The 20,809-nt window shown below is 70.6% G+C and carries 13 protein-coding genes and 1 tRNA gene; 13 read left to right on the top strand and 1 reads right to left on the bottom strand.

The features are described 5' to 3' along the window. The first annotated feature begins 10 nt into the window (after positions 1–10). The 10 genes from KB893_RS10625 (at position 11) to pnp (ending at position 12,305) form a co-directional block, all read left to right on the top strand. Complete coding sequence (locus KB893_RS10625; protein ID WP_213173685.1) at positions 11–1,525, top strand: NADH-quinone oxidoreductase subunit M; 1,515 nt, start codon at positions 11–13, stop codon at positions 1,523–1,525. Positions 1,526–1,539: 14 nt separating this feature from the next. Then, entirely contained in the window at positions 1,540–2,994 is a 1,455-nt protein-coding gene (nuoN, locus tag KB893_RS10620) for an NADH-quinone oxidoreductase subunit NuoN (protein WP_213173684.1), read from the top strand. A 117-nt stretch (positions 2,995–3,111) separates the two neighbouring features. After that, a tRNA-Met gene (locus KB893_RS10615) sits at positions 3,112–3,188 on the top strand. Between the two features lie 158 nt (positions 3,189–3,346). Next, complete coding sequence (gene rimP, locus KB893_RS10610) at positions 3,347–3,937, top strand: ribosome maturation factor RimP (protein WP_213173683.1); 591 nt, start codon at positions 3,347–3,349, stop codon at positions 3,935–3,937. Positions 3,938–3,941: 4 nt separating this feature from the next. Further along, on the top strand, positions 3,942–5,447 hold the full coding sequence (nusA, locus tag KB893_RS10605; protein WP_213173682.1) for a transcription termination factor NusA: 1,506 nt from the start codon (positions 3,942–3,944) through the stop codon (positions 5,445–5,447). Positions 5,448–5,551: 104 nt separating this feature from the next. Further along, positions 5,552–8,212, top strand: a complete 2,661-nt coding sequence (infB, locus tag KB893_RS10600; RefSeq protein WP_213173681.1) for a translation initiation factor IF-2 — start codon at positions 5,552–5,554, stop codon at positions 8,210–8,212. Between the two features lie 114 nt (positions 8,213–8,326). Continuing rightward, the gene (gene rbfA / locus KB893_RS10595) at positions 8,327–8,716 is read left to right on the top strand and encodes a 30S ribosome-binding factor RbfA (protein WP_211927894.1); all 390 of its coding nucleotides are present in this window, start codon (positions 8,327–8,329) and stop codon (positions 8,714–8,716) included. 58 nt (positions 8,717–8,774) lie between these two features. Next, positions 8,775–9,725, top strand: a complete 951-nt coding sequence (gene truB, locus KB893_RS10590) for a tRNA pseudouridine(55) synthase TruB (protein WP_211927893.1) — start codon at positions 8,775–8,777, stop codon at positions 9,723–9,725. A 189-nt stretch (positions 9,726–9,914) separates the two neighbouring features. Further along, positions 9,915–10,175 (top strand): 30S ribosomal protein S15, encoded by a 261-nt coding sequence (gene rpsO, locus KB893_RS10585; RefSeq protein ID WP_211927892.1) that lies wholly within the window; start codon positions 9,915–9,917, stop codon positions 10,173–10,175. A 24-nt stretch (positions 10,176–10,199) separates the two neighbouring features. Further along, a complete protein-coding gene (pnp, locus tag KB893_RS10580) occupies positions 10,200–12,305 on the top strand; it encodes a polyribonucleotide nucleotidyltransferase (protein ID WP_213173680.1) in 2,106 nt (701 codons plus the stop codon). 214 nt (positions 12,306–12,519) lie between these two features. Here pnp and KB893_RS10575 read toward each other — a convergent pair whose 3' ends face one another. Continuing rightward, entirely contained in the window at positions 12,520–13,917 is a 1,398-nt protein-coding gene (locus tag KB893_RS10575; RefSeq protein ID WP_213173679.1) for a GntP family permease, read from the bottom strand. A 153-nt stretch (positions 13,918–14,070) separates the two neighbouring features. Here KB893_RS10575 and KB893_RS10570 point away from each other — a divergent pair, with 153 nt between their 5' ends. From KB893_RS10570 to KB893_RS10560, 3 genes are all read left to right on the top strand, one after another. Further along, entirely contained in the window at positions 14,071–16,335 is a 2,265-nt protein-coding gene (locus KB893_RS10570) for a TonB-dependent receptor (RefSeq protein ID WP_211927651.1), read from the top strand. Positions 16,336–16,413: 78 nt separating this feature from the next. Next, on the top strand, positions 16,414–17,439 hold the full coding sequence (locus KB893_RS10565) for an extracellular catalytic domain type 2 short-chain-length polyhydroxyalkanoate depolymerase (RefSeq protein ID WP_211927650.1): 1,026 nt from the start codon (positions 16,414–16,416) through the stop codon (positions 17,437–17,439). 16 nt (positions 17,440–17,455) lie between these two features. After that, positions 17,456–20,785 (top strand): hybrid sensor histidine kinase/response regulator, encoded by a 3,330-nt coding sequence (locus KB893_RS10560; protein WP_213173678.1) that lies wholly within the window; start codon positions 17,456–17,458, stop codon positions 20,783–20,785. Positions 20,786–20,809 lie beyond the last annotated feature (24 nt).

Genomic DNA, 20,809 nt, shown 5'->3' with positions numbered 1-20,809 from the left:
GAGTCAGCCCATGTCCCCGAACTGGCCCATCCTGAGCCTGTTGATCTGGCTGCCGATCCTCGGCGGCGCCCTGACGCTCGCCTTCGGCGACCGCCGCGCGGAATCCGCGCGCTGGTTCGCCCTGGGGGTTTCCCTGGTGGTGCTCGCCGCGAGCGTGGCGATGCTCGCCGGCTTCGACGCGACCAGCGCCGCGATGCAGATGGTCGAGGACCGCGCCTGGGTGCCGGCCTACGACATCCGCTACCACCTCGGCGTCGACGGCATCTCGGTTGCGCTGATCGCGCTGACCACGCTGACCTCGGTGCTGGTCCTGGTCGGCGCCTGGCGGGCGATCGACAAGCGCGTGGCGCAGTACTACGGCGCCTTCCTGATCCTGGAAGGCCTGATGATCGGCGTGTTCGCCGCGATGGACGCGATGCTGTTCTACGTGTTCTTCGAGGGCATGCTGATCCCGATGTTCATCATCATCGGCGTGTGGGGCGGCCCGCGTCGCGTGTACGCGGCGATGAAGTTCTTCCTGTACACCTTCCTCGGCTCGATCTTCATGCTGATCGGGCTGATCTACCTGTACCTCAAGGGAGGCAGCTTCCAGCTCGCCGACCTGGCGGCGCTGCCGCTGACCGCGACCGAGCAGATGTGGCTGTTCTTCGCGTTCCTCGCGGCGTTCGCGGTGAAGGTGCCGATGTTCCCGGTGCACACCTGGCTGCCGGACGCCCACGTCGAGGCGCCGACCGCGGGTTCGGTGGTGCTGGCCGCGATCATGCTGAAGATCGGCGGCTACGGCTTCCTGCGCTTCACCCTGCCGATCGTTCCCGACGCCGGCCACGAGTGGGCCTGGCTGCCGATCGCGATGTCGGTGATCGCCGTGGTCTACATCGGCCTGGTGGCGCTCGCGCAGCAGGACATGAAGAAGCTCGTCGCGTACTCGTCGATCGCGCACATGGGCTTCGTCACCCTCGGTACCTTCATCGCCTTCGCGCTGGTGCGCGAGAGCGGCAACACCGACGCCGCCGAGCTCGGCCTGCAGGGCGCGATGGTGCAGATGATCAGCCACGGCTTCGTGTCGGGCGCCATGTTCTCCTGCATCGGCGTGCTCTACGACCGCATGCACACCCGCGCCATCGGCGACTACGGCGGCGTGGCCAACGTGATGCCGTGTTTCGCGCTGTTCATGGTGTTCTTCGCCATGGCCAACTCGGGCCTGCCGGGCACCTCCGGCTTCGTCGGCGAGTTCATGGTGATCCTGGCCAGCTTCCAGGCGAACCCGTGGCTGGCGTTCCTGGCGGCGACCACCCTGATCACCGGCGCGGCCTACAGCCTGTGGCTGGTCAAGCGGGTCATGTACGGCCCGGTCGCCAACGACCACGTCGCCCAGCTCAAGGACATCAACGGCCGCGAGTGGCTGGTGCTCGGCGTGTTCGCCGCGTTCACCCTGCTGTTCGGCCTGTGGCCCAAGCCGCTCACCGACCTGATGGACGTCTCGATCGCGCAGCTCGCCGCGCAGATCGCGACCTCGAAGCTCTAAAGGCGTCGCAACCGATGACCACCCCGATCACCATGCCCACCGTCGCCGATCTTCTGCCGATGGCGCCGGAGCTGTTCCTGGCCACGGCGGCGTTCGCGCTGCTGGTGGTGGACCTGTTCGTGCCGCAGCAGCGACGCGCGATCACCCACTACCTCGCGGTCGCGATCTTCGCCGTGACCGCGTGGCTGGCGCTGACGGTGCAGGGCGACCTCGCGGTCGCCTTCGGCGGCATGTACGTGCGCGACCTCGTCGGCGACGTGCTGAAGGCGGTCGTGTGCGTGGTCAGCGCCCTGGCGCTGCTGTACGCCAAGCCCTACCTCGACGACCGCGGCCTGTTCAAGGGCGAGTTCCACCTGCTGGTGCTGTTCTCGGTGCTCGGCATGCTGCTGCTGGTCTCTGCCGGCAACCTGCTGACGGTGTACCTCGGCCTCGAGCTGATGGCGCTGTCGACCTACGCGCTGGTGGCGATGGACCGCGAGTCGCCGCGCGCCTCCGAGGCGGCGATGAAGTACTTCGTCCTCGGCGCGCTGGCCTCGGGCATGCTGCTGTACGGCATGTCGATGCTCTACGGGGCGACCGGCAGCCTCGACCTCGCCGCGATCTACGCCGCGGCCGCTGCGCAGGGCGACCACCAGCTGATGCTGTTCGGCGTGGTGTTCGTGCTGACCGGCGTCGCGTTCAAGTTCGGCGCGGCCCCGTTCCACATGTGGCTGCCCGACGTCTACCACGGCGCGCCGACCGGCATCACCGTGTTCATCGGTTCGGCGCCCAAGCTCGCCGCCTTCGGCATGGCCTACCGCCTGCTCGAGGCCGGCGCCGGCCCGCTGGCGGCCTACTGGCAGGACGCGGTCGCCTGGCTCGCGGTGCTGTCGCTGGTGATCGGCAACCTGCTGGCGCTGGCGCAGCCCAACCTCAAGCGCATGCTGGCCTATTCGACGGTGTCGCACGTGGGCTTCCTGTTCCTCGGCCTGGCGGCTGCGGACCCGGCCGGCTACGCGGCGGCGATGTTCTACGCGGTGAGCTACGCGGTGATGTCGACCGCGGCCTGGGGCGCGATCGTCCTGCTCTCGCGCAAGGGTTTCGAGGCCGAGCACGTCGACGACTTCCGCGGCCTCAACGCGCGCAGCCCGTGGCATGCGTGGATGGTGATGTTCGTCATGGCCTCGCTGGCCGGCGTGCCGCCGTTCCTCGGCTTCTGGGCCAAGCTCGCGGTGCTGCGCGCGGCGGTGGGCGCCGACATGCTGTGGCTGGCGGTGGTGGGCGTCGTGTTCGCGGTGGTCGGCGCGTTCTACTACCTGCGCGTCATCAAGGTGATGTTCTTCGACGAGCCCGCCGGCGGGGCGCCGGTGCTGCCGCACGCCGACCGCCCGCTGCGCGCGGTGTTCTCGGTGAACGCGTTCGCGCTGCTGGTGCTGGGCATCGGCTGGAGCCCGCTGATGGCGTGGTGCCAGCGCGCGTTCGGCGCCTAGAGAGGTTCATTCCTCCGACGTCGGCTGGTATCATCGTCGGCGTTGGATTGGTAACGCCGGTTTCGCTTCATCAGGCTTGCGCCGGAAACCGGGAACACGTTACAATCTCGCTCCTGATGCGGGGTGGAGCAGTCTGGCAGCTCGTCGGGCTCATAACCCGAAGGTCGCAGGTTCAAATCCTGCCCCCGCTACCAGCTCAGGATGTGAAAGAGCCTCCACTGCGAGGCTCTTTTTCTTCCTGGCCTGGGCCGGCCCCACTGCTTCGGGCCGGCCACCGGAACACGGGATGTACCGGAAGGGGCCGATGGCCCTTTTTTTGTTTCCATCGCGCCATATTTCAGGGATCCGACGCGTGTCCAACAAGACCGACGACATCGCCGCCCTGCTCGCGCCCGTGATCGCGTCGCTGGGGCTCGGTCTGGAGCTGCTGGGAGTCGAATACGTTCCCTCGCCGTCGCGGGCGCTGCTCAGGATCTACATCGACGCCGCCGATCGCAGCGTCACCCTCGAGGACTGCGAGACGGTAAGCCGCGAGGTGTCGGCGGTGATGGACGTCGAGGATCCGATCTCCAGCCAGTACGTGCTGGAGGTGTCCTCGCCCGGTCTCGACCGCCCGCTGTTCAGCGTCGCGCAGTTCGCGCGGCATCAGGGCGAGACGGTCAAGGTCGGCCTGCGCCTGCCGCAGGACGGCCGCCGCCGTTACCAGGGCCGGATCGTGCGGGTGGCCGGGCAGGTCGTCGTGCTCGAGGTCGACGGTGCGGAGGTCGAGGTCGCGCACGACAACGTCGACAAGGCGCGGATCGTGCCGGACTACGCGGCCCTCGGGCTGGTGAGCGAGGGCAAGGCGAAGAAGGGCGCACGGGGCGCCAAGAGCGCGCGCGGCCAGGCCGACGCGGACGATTCCAACACTTCAGGCGACGAGTCGCCGGACGCGGAGCAGTAAGACCATGAGCAAGGAACTCTTGATGGTGGTGGATGCGGTCGCCAACGAAAAGGGCGTGCCGCGCGAAGTCATCGTCGAAGCGATGGAAGCCGCCCTGGCTTCGGCCGCGAAGAAGCGCTACCCGGATCAGGACGTCGCCATGCGCGTCAAGATCGATCCGAAGAGCGGCGAGTACGAGACCTTCCGCCGCTGGGAAGTGGTCGCCGACGACGTGGTCATGGAGTCGCCGGAGCGCCAGGTCCGCCTCATGGACGCGGTCGACGACAAGGCCGACGCCGAGATCGGCGAGTTCATCGAGGAGCAGGTCGAGAACGCCGAGTTCGGCCGCATCGCGGCGCAGGCCGCCAAGCAGGTGATCGTGCAGCGCGTCCGCGAGGCGGAGCGCGCGCAGGTCGTCGAGGCCTGGAAGGACCGCATCGGCGAGCTGGTGATCGGCGTGGTCAAGCGCGCCGAGCGCGGCAACATCTACGTCGACCTGGGCGGCAACGCCGAGGCCTTCATCCCCAAGGACAAGGGCATCCCGCGCGACACGCTGCGTCCGGGCGACCGCGTCCGCGGCTATCTCTACGACGTGCGTTCGGAGATCCGCGGCCCGCAGCTGTTCATCAGCCGCGCCGCGCCCGAGTTCATGATGGAGCTGTTCAAGCTCGAGGTGCCGGAAGTCGGGCAGGGGCTGGTCGAGATCAAGGCCGCGGCCCGCGACCCGGGCGACCGCGCCAAGATCGCGGTGCTCGCGCACGACACCCGCACCGATCCGATCGGCGCCTGCATCGGCATGCGCGGCTCGCGCGTGCAGGCGGTATCCAACGAGCTCAACGGCGAGCGCATCGACATCGTGCTGTGGTCGGACAACCCGGCGCAGCTGGTGATCAACGCGATGGCGCCGGCCGAGGTGCAGTCGATCATCGTCGACGAGGAAAAGCACTCGATGGACCTGGCGGTCGCCGAGGACAAGCTCGCGCAGGCGATCGGCAAGGGCGGCCAGAACGTGCGCCTGGCCAGCCGCCTCACCGGCTGGCAGCTCAACGTCATGACCCAGGACCAGGTCGTGGCCAAGAGCGAGGCCGAGCAGGCCAGCGCGCGCGCGCTGTTCCAGGACAAGCTCGAGGTCGACGAGGAGATCGCCGGCATCCTGGTGTCCGAGGGCTTCACCACGGTCGAGGAGATCGCCTACGTCCCGGTCGGCGAGCTGCTGGCCGTGGAGGGCTTCGACGAGGACATCGTCGAGGAGCTGCGCGCCCGCGCCCGCGACGCGCTGCTCAACGACGCGCTCGCGGTCGAGGAGGGTCTCGACGAGCACAGGCCGGCCGAGGACCTGCTGGCGCTGCCGGGCATGGACGAGGCCACCGCCTACGTCATGGCCGCGCGCGGCATCGTGTCCGCGGACGATCTCGCCGAGCAGGCGGTCGACGACATCCTCGACATCGAGGGGATGGACGCCGAGCACGCCGCCGCCCTGATCCTCGCCGCCCGCGCCGCCGAGATCGAGCGCCTGGAGCAGGCCGGCTGAACGCCGGCATCGCGGCACAAGAGTAGAATCCACGGCCCTCCGACGAGGGCGAAGTCACACGTCGCACCGACCGGTGCGACCTGACCGCAGGAACAGGAAGCCACATGTCCGAAGTCACCGTTCGCACGCTCGCCAAGTTGGTCGGCACCCCCGTCGAGAAGCTCATGGAGCAGCTCGGCGAGGCGGGCATGACCTTCGACGGGCCGGATCAGGTGGTGACGCCGACCGAGAAGATGAAGCTCCTCGGCTTCCTGCGTCGCACCCACGGCAAGACCGAGACGCCCGCCGCCGAAGACGCGCCGCGGCAGATCACGCTCAAGCGCCGCAAGGTGCAGGAGCTCACGGTCGCGGCCGGCAAGAGCAAGTCCACCGTCAACGTCGAGGTCCGCCAGAAGCGCACCTACGTCAAGCGCAGCGACGCGCCGGCCCAGGCCGACGCCGAGCGCGAGGACGCGCAGCGCAAGCTCGACGAGTCGCGCAGCCGCCAGGCGGCCGAGGAGCAGGCGCGCGAGGACGCCGAGCGCGCCCATGCCGAGGCCGAGCAGCGCGCCGAGGAAGCGCGGCGCCAGGAGGAGGCCGAGGCCGCCGAGGCCGCCGCGCTGCGTGCCGAGGCCGAGCGTGTCGAAGCCGAGGCCAAGGCCAAGGCCGACGCGATCGCGGCGCGGCCGCCGCGCACCGTCGACGAGGACCGCATCTCGATCCGGCCGAAGAATCCGACCATTCTCGTCGACGTCAAGAAGCGCGACGAGGAGCGCCGCGCAGCGGCGGCCGCGGCGGCGCCGGCGCCGACCCCGTCGGCCGGCCCACGCCCGGGCAAGACCGCGCCGCGCGGCGGCGAGCGCGAGCGCGACGATCGCGGCGGGCGCCGTTTCGGCAGCGGCCCGATGCACCTCTCCGACAGCGATCGCGCCCGCCGCAGCTCCGGCAAGAAGAAGGGCGTGCGCGGACGCGGCGTCGAGCAGGCGCGCAGCGGCGGTGGCGCGCACGGGTTCGCGCGGCCCACCGCGCCGGTCGCCCGCGAGGTCGCCATCGGCGACAACATCGTCGTCTCCGACCTCGCGCAGAAGCTCGCGATCAAGGGCGCCGACGTGGTCAAGGCGCTGTTCAAGATGGGCGTCATGGCGACCATCAACCAGTCGATCGACCACGACACCGCGGTGCTGGTGGTCGAGGAACTCGGCCATACCGCCGTGCGCGCGCAGGAGAACGACGCCGAGACCGCGCTCGAGGCGCACACCGAGGTCGCCGGCGATCGCAGCCCGCGTCCGCCGGTGGTCACCATCATGGGCCACGTCGACCACGGCAAGACTTCGCTGCTGGACTACATCCGCCGCACCAAGGTCGCCTCGGGCGAGGCCGGCGGCATCACCCAGCACATCGGCGCCTACCACGTCGAGACCGCCAAGGGCGTGGTCAGCTTCCTCGACACGCCCGGCCATGCCGCCTTCACCTCGATGCGCGCGCGCGGCGCGAAGCTGACCGACATCGTGGTGCTGGTGGTGGCGGCCGACGACGGCGTCATGCCGCAGACGATCGAGGCGATCCAGCACGCGCGCGCCGCGAAGGTGCCGCTGATCGTCGCGGTCAACAAGATCGACAAGTCCGACGCCAACGCCGAGCGGGTCAAGCAGGAGCTGATCCAGCACGACGTGGTCGCCGAGGACTTCGGCGGCGACGTGCAGGTCGTGCCGATCTCGGCCAAGACCGGCCAGGGCGTCGACGACCTGCTGGACGCGATCATCCTGCAGTCGGAGTTCCTGGAGCTGACCGCGGTGTTCGACGCGCGCGCCGCCGGCGTCGTGGTCGAGGCCTCGCTGGACAAGGGCCGCGGCCCGGTGGCCACCGTGCTCGTGCAGCAGGGCACCCTCAACCGCGGCGACTACATGGTCTGCGGCGTGCACTACGGACGCGTGCGCGCGTTGTTCGACGAGAACGGCCAGCAGGTGCAGTCGGCCGGTCCGTCGATCCCGGTGCAGGTGCTCGGCCTGTCGGGCGTGTCCTCGGCGGGCGACGATTTCGTGGTCGTCGCCGACGAGCGCCTGGCCAAGGAAGTCGCGCAGCAGCGCGAGGCCAAGGCGCGCGAGTCGCGGCTGGGCGCGCAGGGCGCGCAGCGCATGGAAGACATCATGGCGCAGATGGGCCAGGGCGATCAGCAGCAGCTGAACCTGGTCATCAAGGCGGATGTCCAGGGCTCGGCCGAGGCGCTCCGCGAGGCGCTGACCGCGCTGTCGAACGACATGATCAAGATCAACGTGATCATCTCGGGCGTCGGCGGCATCACCGAGTCCGACGCCACCCGCGCCGCCGCGTCGAAGGCGACGATCATCGGCTTCAACGTCCGTGCCGACGCGTCGGCGCGCAAGGTGATCGAGACCGGCGGGCTGGACCTGCGCTACTTCTCGATCATCTACGACGTCATCGACCAGGTGAAGCAGGTCGCTTCGGGCCTGCTCGGCATGGAGATCCGCGAGGAGATCATCGGTACCGCCGAGGTCCGCGACGTGTTCCGCAGCTCGAAGTTCGGCGCGGTCGCGGGTTCGATGGTGGTCGAGGGCGTGGTACGCCGGAACAAGCCGATCCGCGTGCTCCGCGACAACACGGTCATCTTCGAGGGCGAGCTGGAGTCGCTGCGCCGCTTCAAGGAGAACGTCGACGAGGTGCGCGCCGGCACCGAGTGCGGCATCGCCGTCAAGCAGTACAACGACGTCAAGCCGGGCGACCAGATCGAGTGCTTCGAGCGCATCGAGGTCGCGCGGACGCTGTAAGCGCCGTCCGCCGGCAGGGCAGGCGACAGGCGGCGGCGCATCGCGTCGCCGCCTTCGTGCGCTCTGGCCCCCGAGCCTTCGATCCGCCCGTTCCATCCCACCCGGTACCACGCCATGCCCAGCGCCAAGTCCTTCCATCGCACCGATCGCGTCTCGGCACAGCTGCGTCGCGAGGTCGGCCAGCTCGTCCACCAGGCGGTGCGCGAACATGGCCTGCCGTCGATGAGCGTCAGCGACGTCGAGGTCAGCCGCGACCTGGCGCACGCCAAGGTGTTCGTCACCGCGCTGCAGGCCGAGCGCGCGGCGGAAGGAGTCAAGGCGCTGCGCGAGCTCGCGCGCGAGCTGCGCTTCCAGCTCGGCCGCATGCTCCGGATGCGCTCGGTGCCCGAGCTGCACTTCCATTACGACGACTCCGTCGACCGCGGCGAGCGCATCGACTCGCTGCTGCGCGATGTCGACGACGGGGGGGCGGGGGAGGCGGCCGACGGGACCGGGTCCCGTTGATCGCACCCGCTCCGGCCGCGGCGCGGCCGGGGCAGGGCGCCGCCATGCCTGTTCCGCCATGACCCCGCGTACCCGCACCGTGTTCCGCGAGCTCGACGGCATCGTCCTGCTCGACAAGCCGCAGGGCATGAGTTCGAACCAGGCGCTGCAGCGTGCGCGCCACCTGTTCCGCGCCGCCAAGGCCGGCCATACCGGCAGCCTCGATCCGCTGGCGACCGGCCTGCTGCCGCTGTGCTTCGGCGAGGCGACCAAGCTCGCCGGCGGCCTGCTCGGCGCACGCAAGGCCTATCGCACCGTCGCCGTGCTCGGCCGCACCACCGACACCGACGACGCCGACGGCGCGACCCTGCGCGAGCGCGCGGTCCCCGCGCTCGGCGCGCAGGCCGTCGAGGACGCGCTCGTGCCGCTGCGCGGCCGCATCCGCCAGCGCCCGCCGATCTATTCGGCGCTGAAGCAGGGCGGCGAGCCGCTCTACGCCAAGGCCCGCCGCGGCGAGGCGATCGAGGTCGCCGAGCGCGAGGTCGAGGTGCACCGGCTCGAGTGCCTGGCGCTGGAGCACGGCCGCGTGGAACTCGAGATCGAATGCGGCTCCGGCACCTACGTGCGCAGCCTGGTCCGCGACCTGGGCGAGGCGCTGGGCTGCGGCGCCCACGTCGCCGTGCTGCGCCGGCTGTGGGTGGATCCGTTCCGCGCCCCGGCCATGGTCACGCTCGATGCGCTGCGTGCGCTGGCCGAGCGCGAAGGCCGCGATGCGGTCGACGTCCACCTGTTGCCCCTCGATGCCGGCCTCGTCGCCTGGCCGCGGCTGCAGCTCGACGCCGCGGCGGCACGACGCTTCGCGCAGGGCCAGCGGTTCAGGCTGCCGGACGCGCAGGGGCCGGTAGAGGCCGACATCGTGGTGCTCGGTGCGGACGCGCGCGCGCTCGGATTCGGGCGCCTGGACAAGACGATGATGCTGCGGCCCCAGCGACTGTTCCGCTGGGCCGCGCTGTCGGCGGCCGCCGGCTGACGCGCCGCCCCGGCCGGCCGTCCGGCGGGGCAGGGCGGGCGCGCCTTGTCCGCCAAGGAGCCCGCAGGCTACAATTCCGCGCCTTTTGCAGGCCACACCCAACCGGCGGGCGCAGCGGTGCGTCGGGGTCGATCCCACGGATTCGGCCCGGTTCGCGTTTCTGCACGCTTCGCATCTACAGAGAACGACATGTCCATCGACACCCAGAAGATCATCCAGGAATACGCGCGCGGCGAGAACGACACCGGTTCGCCGGAAGTCCAGGTCGCCCTGCTGTCGGCCCGTATCGAGCAGCTCACGGGCCATTTCAAGGTGCACAAGCACGACCATCATTCCCGCCGCGGCCTGCTGATGCTGGTCAACCAGCGCCGCAGCCTGCTGGACTATCTCAAGCGCAAGGACGCCGAGCGCTACCGGGACCTGATCGGCCGTCTCGGCATCCGTCGCTAAACCGGCCAGGCCGAGGAGAATTACGTGGCGAAAGTAACCAAGACGTTCCAGTACGGTAACCACCAGGTCACTCTGGAAACGGGCGAAATCGCCCGTCAGGCCAGCGGCGCGGTGCTCGTCAGTGTCGACGGCACCGTGGTGCTGGTCACTGCGGTCGGCAACAAGAACGTGCGCGAGGGGATGGACTTCTTCCCGCTCACGGTCGACTACCAGGAGAAGTTCTACGCCGGCGGCCGCATTCCGGGCGGCTTCTTCAAGCGCGAGGCGCGCCCCAGCGAGAAGGAGACGCTGACCTCGCGTCTGATCGATCGCCCGATCCGCCCGCTGTTCCCCGAAGGCTTCAAGAACGAAGTCCAGATCATCGCCACGGTCGTCTCGCTCAATCCCGAGGTCGACGGCGACATCCCGGCGCTGATCGGCGCCTCCGCGGCGCTGGCGCTGTCGGGCCTGCCGTTCGCCGGCCCGATCGGTGCGGCCAAGGTCGGCTACAGGGACGGCCAGTACCTGCTGAACCCGACCGCCGCCGAGCTCAAGGAGTCGCAGCTCGAGCTGGTCGTCGCCGGTACCGCCAACGCGGTGCTGATGGTCGAGTCCGAGGCTGAGCTGCTGTCCGAGGACGTCATGCTCGGCGCGGTGATGTTCGGCCACAAGGAAATGCAGGTCGCGATCAACGCGATCAACGAGCTGGCCGCCGAAGTCGGCGTCAAGGCCTGGGACTGGGCCGCTCCGGCGCGCAACGAGGCGCTGGTCGCCGCGCTGAAGGCGCAGGTCGGCGAGGGCCTGACCAAGGCCTTCGCGGTCCGCGACAAGCTCGAGCGCCGCGACGCCATCTCGGCACTGAAGAAGGACACCCTTGCCGCGCTCGCGCCGCATGCCGAGACCTCGGGCTGGACCGCGGCCGACATGGCCAAGGAGTTCGGCGAGCTCGAGTACCAGACCATGCGCCAGTCGGTGCTGTCGACCAAGGTGCGCATCGACGGCCGCCAGCTCGATACCGTGCGTGCGATCAGCACCCGCGTCGGCGTGCTGCCGCGTACCCATGGCTCGGCGCTGTTCACCCGCGGCGAGACGCAGGGCCTGGTGATCACCACCCTCGGCACCGCGCGCGACGGCCAGGTCATCGACGCCGTCTCGGGCGAGTACAAGGACCACTTCCTGTTCCACTACAACTTCCCGCCGTACTCGGTGGGCGAGGCCGGCCGCATGATGGGCCCGAAGCGTCGCGAGATCGGCCACGGCCGCCTCGCCAAGCGCGGCGTGCTCGCGGTGATGCCGACGATGGAGGAGTTCCCCTACACCATCCGCGTGGTGTCGGAGATTACCGAGTCCAACGGCTCGTCCTCGATGGCCTCGGTCTGCGGCTCCTCGCTGTCGCTCATGGACGCTGGCGTGCCGATCAAGGCGCCGGTGGCTGGCATCGCGATGGGCCTGGTGAAGGAAGGCGACGACTTCGTCGTGCTCTCCGACATCCTCGGTGACGAGGACCACCTCGGCGACATGGACTTCAAGGTCGCGGGTACCGAGGGCGGCATCTCGGCGCTGCAGATGGACATCAAGATCGAGGGCATCACCGAGGAGATCATGAAGGTGGCGCTGACCCAGGCGAAGGCCGGGCGTCTGCACATCCTCGGCGAGATGGCCAAGTCGCTGACCGCGCCGCGCGGCGAGCTGTCGGACTTCGCGCCGCGCCTGCTGACGATGAAGATCCACCCGGACAAGATCCGCGAGGTGATCGGCAAGGGTGGCTCGACCATCCAGGCCATCACCAAGGAGACCGGTACCCAGATCGACATCCAGGACGACGGCACCATCGTCATCGCCTCGGTCAACGCGGCGGCCGCGCAGGCGGCGAAGTCGCGCATCGAGCAGATCACCTCCGACGTCGAGCCGGGGCGGATCTACGAGGGCAAGGTCGCCAAGATCATGGACTTCGGCGCCTTCGTGACCATCGCCCCGGGCAAGGACGGCCTCGTGCACGTCTCGCAGATCTCCAGCGAGCGCGTCGAGAAGGTCTCCGACAAGCTCAAGGAAGGCGACGTGGTCAAGGTCAAGGTGCTCGAGGTCGACAAGCAGGGCCGCATCCGCCTGTCGATCAAGGCGATCGAGGAAGACACCGCCGCCCAGGCCTGACCGGCCGAAGCGCAGCGGAACGAAGAAGGCGGGCCTCGGCCCGCCTTTTTCGTAGCTGCTTTCCGCGCCGACGCGACGGACGGAAACGGCGGAGCGAGGAGCGATAGACGAGGAGTGAGGAGCGAGAGGAGGCGTCGCATGTTGCCGGCCCGGCCTGCACGGGCGGCGGCGCGTCAGTCTCGTTTCCGCATCTCCCGCTCCGCGCGTCCCCGCATCACACCCACCCGGTCAGGTAGAACAGGCCGATGATGGTGAATACCGCGAGCGTCTTGATCACGGTGATCGCGAAGATGTCGCCGTAGGCCTGGCGGTGGGTGAGGCCGGTGACGGCCAGCAGGGTGATCACCGCGCCGTTGTGGGGCAGGGTGTCCATGCCGCCCGAGGCCATGGCCGCGACCCGGTGCAGGACCTCCATCGGGATGCCCGCGGCCTCGGCGTTGGCGATGAAGGTCTCGGCCATCGCCGCCAGTGCGATCGACATGCCGCCCGAGGCCGAGCCGGTGATGCCGGCGAGCGCGGTGACGGTCACCGCCTCGTTGACCAGCGGATCGGGGATGCCCTGCAGCGCGTTGGCGACGACCAGGAAGCCCGGCAGCGCGGCGATGACCGCGCCGAAGCCGTACTCGGACGCGGTGTTCATCGCCGCCAGCAGGGCGCCGCCGACCGCGGTCCTGGTGCCCTCGGCGAAGCGGCCGACCACCGGCTTCCACGCGAACGCGAGCACGCAGAGGATGCCGAGCAGCAGCGCGCCCTCGACCGCCCACACGCCGGCGACCTTCGGCACCTCCTGCACCACCGGCGTGGTGTCGCCGATCACCGCCGGTACGAAGGCATGGCTGGCGCCGTAGAACTCGGGGATGGCCAGGGTCAGCACCTTGTTGGCCACGCCCACCAGCACCAGCGGCATGAGCGCGATCAGCGGATTGACCAGGCGCTCGCCGGCGAAGGGCTCGGGTTCGTTGCGCAGGTCCTCGCCGTAGCCTTCGCCCCGGGCCGCGGCGGCGCGGCGGCGCGCTTCCAGGTAGACGAGTCCGACGGTCAGGATGAAGACGCCGCCGAGCGTGCCCAGCACCGGCGCGGCCCAGGTGTCGGTGCCGAAGAAGCCGCCGGGGATGATGTTCTGGATCTGCGGCGTGCCCGGCAGGGCGTCCATGGTGAAGGTGAAGGCGCCGAGCGCGATGGTCCCCGGGATCAGCCGCTTGGGGATGTCGCTCTGCCGGAACAGCTCCGCGGCGAAGGGGTAGACCGCGAACACCACGACGAACAGCGACACGCCGCCGTAGGTCAGCAGCGCGCACACCGCCACGATCGACAGCATCGCGCGCTTCGCGCCGAACAGGCGGATGGTCGCGGCGACGATGGACTTGGAGAACCCCGACAGCTCGACCACCTTGCCGAAGATCGCGCCGAGCAGGAACACCGGGAAGTACAGCCGCACGAAGCCCGCCATGCGGTCCATGAACAGCCCGGTGAACATCGGTGCGACCAGGGTGGGGTCGGTCAGCAGCACCGCGCCCAGCGCCGCCACCGGCGCGAACAGGATCACGCTGTAGCCCCGGTACGCGACGAACATCAGGAAGCTCAGGGCGAGCAGGACGATCAGGAAGGACATGCGGTGCTCCGACTGCGGTTTTTCCCCGCCGCGAGTCTCCCGGCGCGCAGGACGACGGCCCACTGGACCAAGGTACGATGCGCCGCGCTCCGCCCCCGCCTAGGCTGCGCCCCTGATCGGCCGTCGAGCCGCATGCAAGAAGGGGAGGGCAACATGAAGCGCACGTACCTGAGCCTGGCCGTCGGCCTCGCACTGGGAGCATCGGCCTCGGTCTCGGCGCAGAGCGCGGATCCCGCCGATCCGGCACAGGCGCCGATCGCCGCGTCCACCGCCAGCGAGCGGGCCACGACGCTCGATGCGATCACCGTCACCGCACGCCGTCGCGTCGAGTCCGCGCAGGACGTGCCGGTCGCGGTCAGCGCGTTCGATCCCGACGACCTGCGCGACCTGCAGGCCAGCAACGTCGACGGTCTGCAGGGGGCCGTGCCCAACCTCAACATCGTGCAGGGCCGCGGTTCGTCGAACAGCGTCAACGTGTTCATCCGCGGCATCGGCCAGCCCGACGCGCTGCAGACCTTCGATCCCGGCGTCGGCATGTACGTCGACGACGTCTACTACTCGCGCATCAACGGCGCGCTGTTCAGCCTGTTCGACATCCAGCAGGTCGAGGTGCTGCGCGGCCCGCAGGGCACGCTGTACGGCAAGAACTCCACCGGCGGCGCGATCAAGATCACCACCCGCGACCCAGCGCAGTACAGCGAGGGCGCGGTCGAACTCACCGTCGGCGACCACGGCCGCCTGGAGCAGCGCTTCTACGGCTCCACCCCGTTCACCGACACGATCTCCGCCAGCCTCGCGGCGGTGAACACCGACAACGACGGCTACGTCGAGGACCCGGCCAGCGGCCGCGAGTTCAACGAGGACGACACCTCCGCCGCGCGCCTCAAGCTCGCGGTGCGTCCCTCCGACGACTTCAGCGCGGTGTTCACGGTCGACTACACGCGGCAGGACAACGCGCTGACCCTGGGCCGCCCGGAGGCGGACCTGGTGCAGACCGATCTCCTGCTCGGGCCGGTGGTGCTGATGCCGGCGCCGCAGGGCGAGTGGGACTTCGAAGCGGCCACCTCCTTCGGCCCCGACCAGGGCCAGAAGCTGACCCACAAGGGCGGCGCTGCGACCCTGAGCTGGAACCTCGGCGACTGGACCCTCAAGAGCATCACCGGCTATCGGCGCCTGGAGACGCAGTCGTTCATCGACATCGACGCTTCCGAGTACGAACTCGGCGACGTCTACGTCGGCCTCAACCAGCGCCAGGTCAGCCAGGAACTGCAGGCGCAGTTCGACAACGGCGACACCCTGCAGGCGGTGTACGGCCTGTACTACCTCAACGAGGTGGTGCCGTCCGAGCAGATCGCCTTCGGCGACGACATCTTCGCCTTCGCCGGCGCGCCGGTCAGCTTCCGCCGCACCATCGCCGACCACCTCGACACCGAGAGCGCGGCGGCGTTCGCGCACGTGACCTGGGAATTCGTGCCGAGCTGGACGCTGTCCACCGGCCTGCGCTACACCCGCGAGACCAAGGACTACGACCGCACCACCAGCACCTTCTGGGGCGCGCCGTTCACCGCGCTCGACGAGACGGTGGCGTTCTCGGCCGAGCAGACCTGGGACGCGTGGACGCCGTCGATCAGCCTGCAGAAGGCGTTCAGCGAGCAGGTCATGGCCTATGTGTCGGCCAACCGCGGCTTCAAGTCCGGCGGGTTCAACGGTCGCGCCAACAACGCGGCCGAGGTCGCCAACGCCGAGTTCGAGCCGGAGACGGTGTGGACCTACGAGGCGGGCGTCAAGATGCGTTCGGCGAACAACCGCCTGCAGGGCAACGCCACGGTGTTCCGCAGCGACTACAAGGACTTCCAGGCGCGGGTCGCCGGCGAGACGCCGAGCGAGTTCCCGGTCATCAACGCGGCCGAGCTGACCATCGACGGCGTCGAGTTCGAGGGCGTGGCGCTGCTGGGCGAGGGCACCCGGATCTCCGGCCAGGTGTCCTACCTCGACGCCAGCTACGACGCCTTCGACGACCCGCGCACCGATCCGTCGTCGCCGTTCTACAACGCGGCGGTGAGCCACGAGCACGTGCCGTTCTCGCCGGAGTGGAGCGCGCGCCTGGCGGTGACGCAGAACGTCTACCTCGACGACGGCGGCATCCTGACCTTCGGCGCCGACGCCTCCTACCGCGACGACACCTGGCTGTCGGTCGACAACCGCGACGTGCTCAGGCAGGACGCCTACACCGTCTACGGCCTGTTCGGCGGCTGGGATTCCCCGGCCAACACCTGGCAGGTGCGCGCCGGCGTGCGCAACCTGAGCGACGAGGTCTACAAGACCGACGGCCAGGAGTTCTCGAACGTGGCCAACATCCAGACCGCCTACTATGCGTGGCCACGCAACTACTACGCCTCGCTGCGCTACAACTTCTGATCGACCCGTTCGATCCATCGACCGCGCGCCGGCCCGGGCCGCTCCATCCCGTCCCGGCGCGCCACCGGACCCGACCGCATGCCTTCGTCCCCCATCCGTCGTCCCGTCCTCGCCGCGCTCGCCGCGGCGCTGCTCGGCGCCTGTGCGCAGGCGCAGGAAGCCGCGCCGCTGCCGGCGCTCGGCATCGATCCCGGGCGCGTGGCGGTGGTCGGGCTGTCGTCGGGCGCCGCGTTCGCGACGCAGGCGCACCTGGCCTTCCCCGAGCGCTTCGTCGGCGCGGGCCTGGTCGCCGGCCCACCCTACGGCTGTGCCGGCGGCGACCTGCAGCAGGCGCTGGGCAGTTGCATGAAGGGCGAACCGGCCCCGGACGCCGCCACGCTCGCCGCGCAGGTGCGCGAACGCGCGCAGGCCGGACGCATCGGCGACCTGTCGGGACTGGAGGGCGACCGGGTGTGGATCCTGCACGGGCGCAGGGATCCCGTCGTCGCCGCGCCGGTCGCACAGGCGGCCGCCAACCTCTACCGCACGCTCGCCGCGGACGCGCCGGGCCTGGAGGTGGTGGTCGACGACGCCCGCGAGCTCGGCCACGGGCTGCCGACCGCCGACACCGGCGTCGACTGCGCCACCACCGGCACGCCCTTCCTCAACGCCTGCGGCTTCGACGCCGCAGGCGCCGCCCTGGAGGCGATCTACGGCAGCGCAGCGAACGCGGCGCCGGCGCAGGCCGGCGGTGCGCTGATGCCGTTCGACCAGGCTGCGCTGCAGCCCGAGGGCGCCGATGCCTACCTCGGCGACACCGGCTACCTCTATGTTCCCGAGCGCTGCCGCGGCGAGTCCTGCGGCGCCGTGGTGGTCCTGCACGGCTGCGAGCAGAATGCCGACAGCGTCGGCGACGCCTTCGTGCGCGGGTCCGGCTTCAACCGCTGGGCCGACGCCTACGGCCTGGTGGTGCTGTATCCGCAGACGCGGGCAAGCTATACGCCGCTGAATCCGAAGGCATGCTGGGACTGGTGGGGATACTCGGGGGCCGACTACGACACCCGGCAGGGCGTGCAGCTGCGCTGGCTGACGGCGGCGCTCGACCGGCTCTCCGGAGCGCGCTGATCCGCGGGATGCCGGGGTGCTGAGCGCGGGACTGGTCGTCGCCGCCGGCCTCGTCTGGCTGGCGCTGCTGTTCGGCGCGGCGGTGTGGGGCGAACGCCGGCCGCAGGCGGCCGGGCGCCACGGCGCGCTGATCTACAGCCTGTCGCTGGCGGTGCACTGCACCTCGTGGACCTTCTACGGCACGGTGACCCAGGCCGAGCGCTCCGGCTGGCCGGTGCCGCCGACCTTCATCGGCGCGATCGTGCTGTACGTGTTCGGCTACGCCTTCATGCAGCGCCTGGCGCGGCTGGCGCACGAACACAACTCCACCTCGATCGCCGACCTCGTCGCCACCCGGCTCGGCAAGAATTCCTGGCTCGCCGCCACCGTCACCGCGATCACGGTGCTCGGGATCATGCCGTACGTGGCGCTGCAGCTGAAGGCGGTGGCGATGAGCTACGGGCTCATCACCCGCGCCTCCGAGCTGGCGCCGCCGCCGTGGCGCGACAGCGCGCTCTACGTCGCGCTGGCGATGGCGCTGTTCGCGATGCTGTTCGGCACCCGTCGCGCATCCGCGGTCGAGCACAACCGCGGCCTGGTGCTGGCGATCGCGATGGAGGCCCTGCTCAAGCTCGGCGCGATGCTGGCGGTGGGCGTGTTCCTGATCGGGCTGCCGGTTCCGGAACCGGCGCTGCCCACGACCATGCCGCAGCCGGCCGACAGCAGCGGGTTTCCGGCCCTGATCCTGCTCGGCGCGCTGGCGATGTTCGTGCTGCCGCACCAGTTCCACGTCGCCGCGGTGGAATGCCAGGACCCGCGCTACCTGCGCACCGCACGCTGGCTGTTCCCGCTGTACATGCTCCTGATCTCGCTGCCGATCCTGCCGCTGGCGCGCGCCGGCGAGGCCTGGCTGGCGCCGCTGGGCGTGCCCTCGGACCTCTACGTGCTCGCGCTGCCGCTGGCCGCCGACCGCGGCGGCCTCGCCCTGGTCGCCTTCCTGGGCGGGCTCAGCGCGGCGACGGGCATGGTGATCCTGGCGACCCTGACCCTCAGCGTGATGATCGGCAACCACTGGATCACGCCGCTGATGGTGCGCGGCGCCTGGGCGCAGCGGCGCGGCGACCTGCGCGGTGCGGTGCTGATGCAGCGCCGCGTGGCGATCCTCGCGCTGGTGCTGCTGGCCTGGGCCTACAGCCGCGTGACCACCGACAGCGAGGCGCTGGCCGACCTCGGCGCGGTGTCGTTCTCGGCGCTGGCCACGGTCGCGCCGGCGGTGCTGTTCGCGGTGCTGCGGCCGCGCACGCCGCCGCGCGCGGTGATCGCCGGCCTGGTCGCGGGTTTCCTGGTCTGGGCCTGGATCCTGCTGCTGCCGGGGCTGGTGCGCGAGGCGGGCGAGGCACCGGCGTGGCTTCTCGACGGACCGTTCGGCCTGGCCTGGCTCGGGCCGGCGGGCTTCGCCGGCATGGGCGACTGGAGTCCGCTCGGGCGCGCGGTGGTCGCAAGCCTGGCGACCGGCGCATTCGTCACCTTCGCCGCCGCCGGCGGACGTCCGCGGCAGGACAGCGGCGGCCGCGGTACGCTGGATCACGCCGTCCTCGAGGCGGTCGCCGAGCGTTTCCTCCCACCCAAGCGCCTGGCCGAACTTCTGGACGATGCGCCGCGCGAGGCGACGGTCGCGCCGGTGGTCCTGCAGCGCGTGGAGCACGAGCTCGCCGCCGTGCTCGGCACCGCGTCCGCGCGCCTGCTGCTGGATGCGGCGGCCAGCGAGCAGGAGCGCGACCTCGACACCGTCGCCACCATCGTCGGCGAGGCCTCGCAGGCGCTGCGCTTCAACCAGCGCGTGCTCGAGGCGGCGCTGGAGAACATGGCGCAGGGCATCAGCGTGGTCGACGCCGAGCTGCGCCTGGTGGCCTGGAACCGGCGCTACGCCGAGCTCTTCGCCTACCCGGCCAGCGTGCTGGTGGTCGGCAGGCCGGTGGCCGACCTGGTCCGCTACAACCTCGACCACGGCCTCGGCGACGAGGCTGACATCGACGCGGCGGTGGAACGGCGCATGGTGCACATGCGCGCCGGCACGCCCTACGTCACCGAGCGGCTGTTCCCCGACGGCGCGGTGATCGAGATCCGCGGCAATCCCATGCCCGGCGGCGGCTTCGTCGCGACCTTCACCGACGTCAGCGCGTTCCGGCGTACCGAAGCCGAACTCAAGAGCGTCGCAGAGACCCTGGAGCAGCGCGTCGGCGCGCGCACGGAGGAACTCGCACGCGCCACCGTCGCCGCCGAGCAGGCCAACCTCGCCAAGAGCCGTTTCCTCGCCGCGGTCAGCCACGACCTCGCCCAGCCGCTCAACGCCGCGCGGCTGTTCACCCATGCACTGGCCGAGCAGGCTGAGCTGGGCGAAGCCAGACGCGCGGCGGTCGCCAACATCGACGGTGCGCTGGGCTCGGCCGAAGGCCTGCTCGCCGGCCTGCTCGAGGTGTCGCGGCTGGATGCCGGCGGGATGGCGCCGAAGATCGAGGCGGTGGCCCTGGGGCCGCTGCTGGGCGGCCTGGCGGCGGAGTTCGGCGTGCTCGCGCGCGAACGCGGGCTCGCGCTGCGCTACGTGCCCACCCGCGCCTGGGCCCGCACGGATCCGCAACTGCTGCGCAGGGTGCTGCAGAACTTCCTCGCCAACGCGGTGCGCTACACCGGATCCGGGCGCATCCTGCTCGGCGTGCGCCGGCGCGGCGACGGCATCGAGATCGAGGTCTGGGACACCGGTCCGGGCATCGCCGAGGGCGACCGCACGCTCATCTTCGAGGAGTTCCGGCGCCTGGACCGGCGCGGCCAGGGCCTGGGTCTCGGCCTGTCGATCGCCGAACGCATGGCGCGCCTGCTCGGGCATCCGCTGCGCCTGCGCTCGAGCCCGGGCCGCGGCACGGTGTTCTCGGTGGCGGTGCCGCTCGCGGCCGGGCCGGGCGCCGAGCCGGCGCGGCCGGCGCCGGCCCTGGGCCGGGCGCCGCGCGGGCGCGTGCTCGTGGTCGACAACGACGCCGCGGTGCTGCTCGGCATGCGCAGCCTGCTCGAGGGCTGGGGCTGCGAGGTGCTCGCGGCGGCGTCGCCGGAACACGCGCTGGCGGCGGCGCGGGCGACACCGCCCGACGTGCTGCTGCTGGACCTGCATCTGGACGAGGACACCGGGCTCGACCTGCAGCGTCGCCTGGCCGCGGCGATCGGCGCGCGGCCGACGGTGATCATCACCGCCGACCACGGCGAGGCGACCCGGCGTGCGGTCGCTGCCGCCGATGCGCACCTGCTGCACAAGCCGCTCAAGCCGCTGGCCCTGCGTTCCCTGCTGTCGCGCCTGTTGCCCCGGGACGGGAAGTGAGGGAAGAGGAGTGAGGAACGGCGG

The sequence above is a fragment of the Coralloluteibacterium stylophorae genome, from assembly GCF_018122625.2.
In the GTDB taxonomy this organism is placed as follows: Bacteria; Pseudomonadota; Gammaproteobacteria; order Xanthomonadales; family Xanthomonadaceae; genus Coralloluteibacterium; species Coralloluteibacterium stylophorae.
Note: the sequence above shows the minus strand (reverse complement) of the source record. Positions and strands in the feature narration are given on the sequence as shown.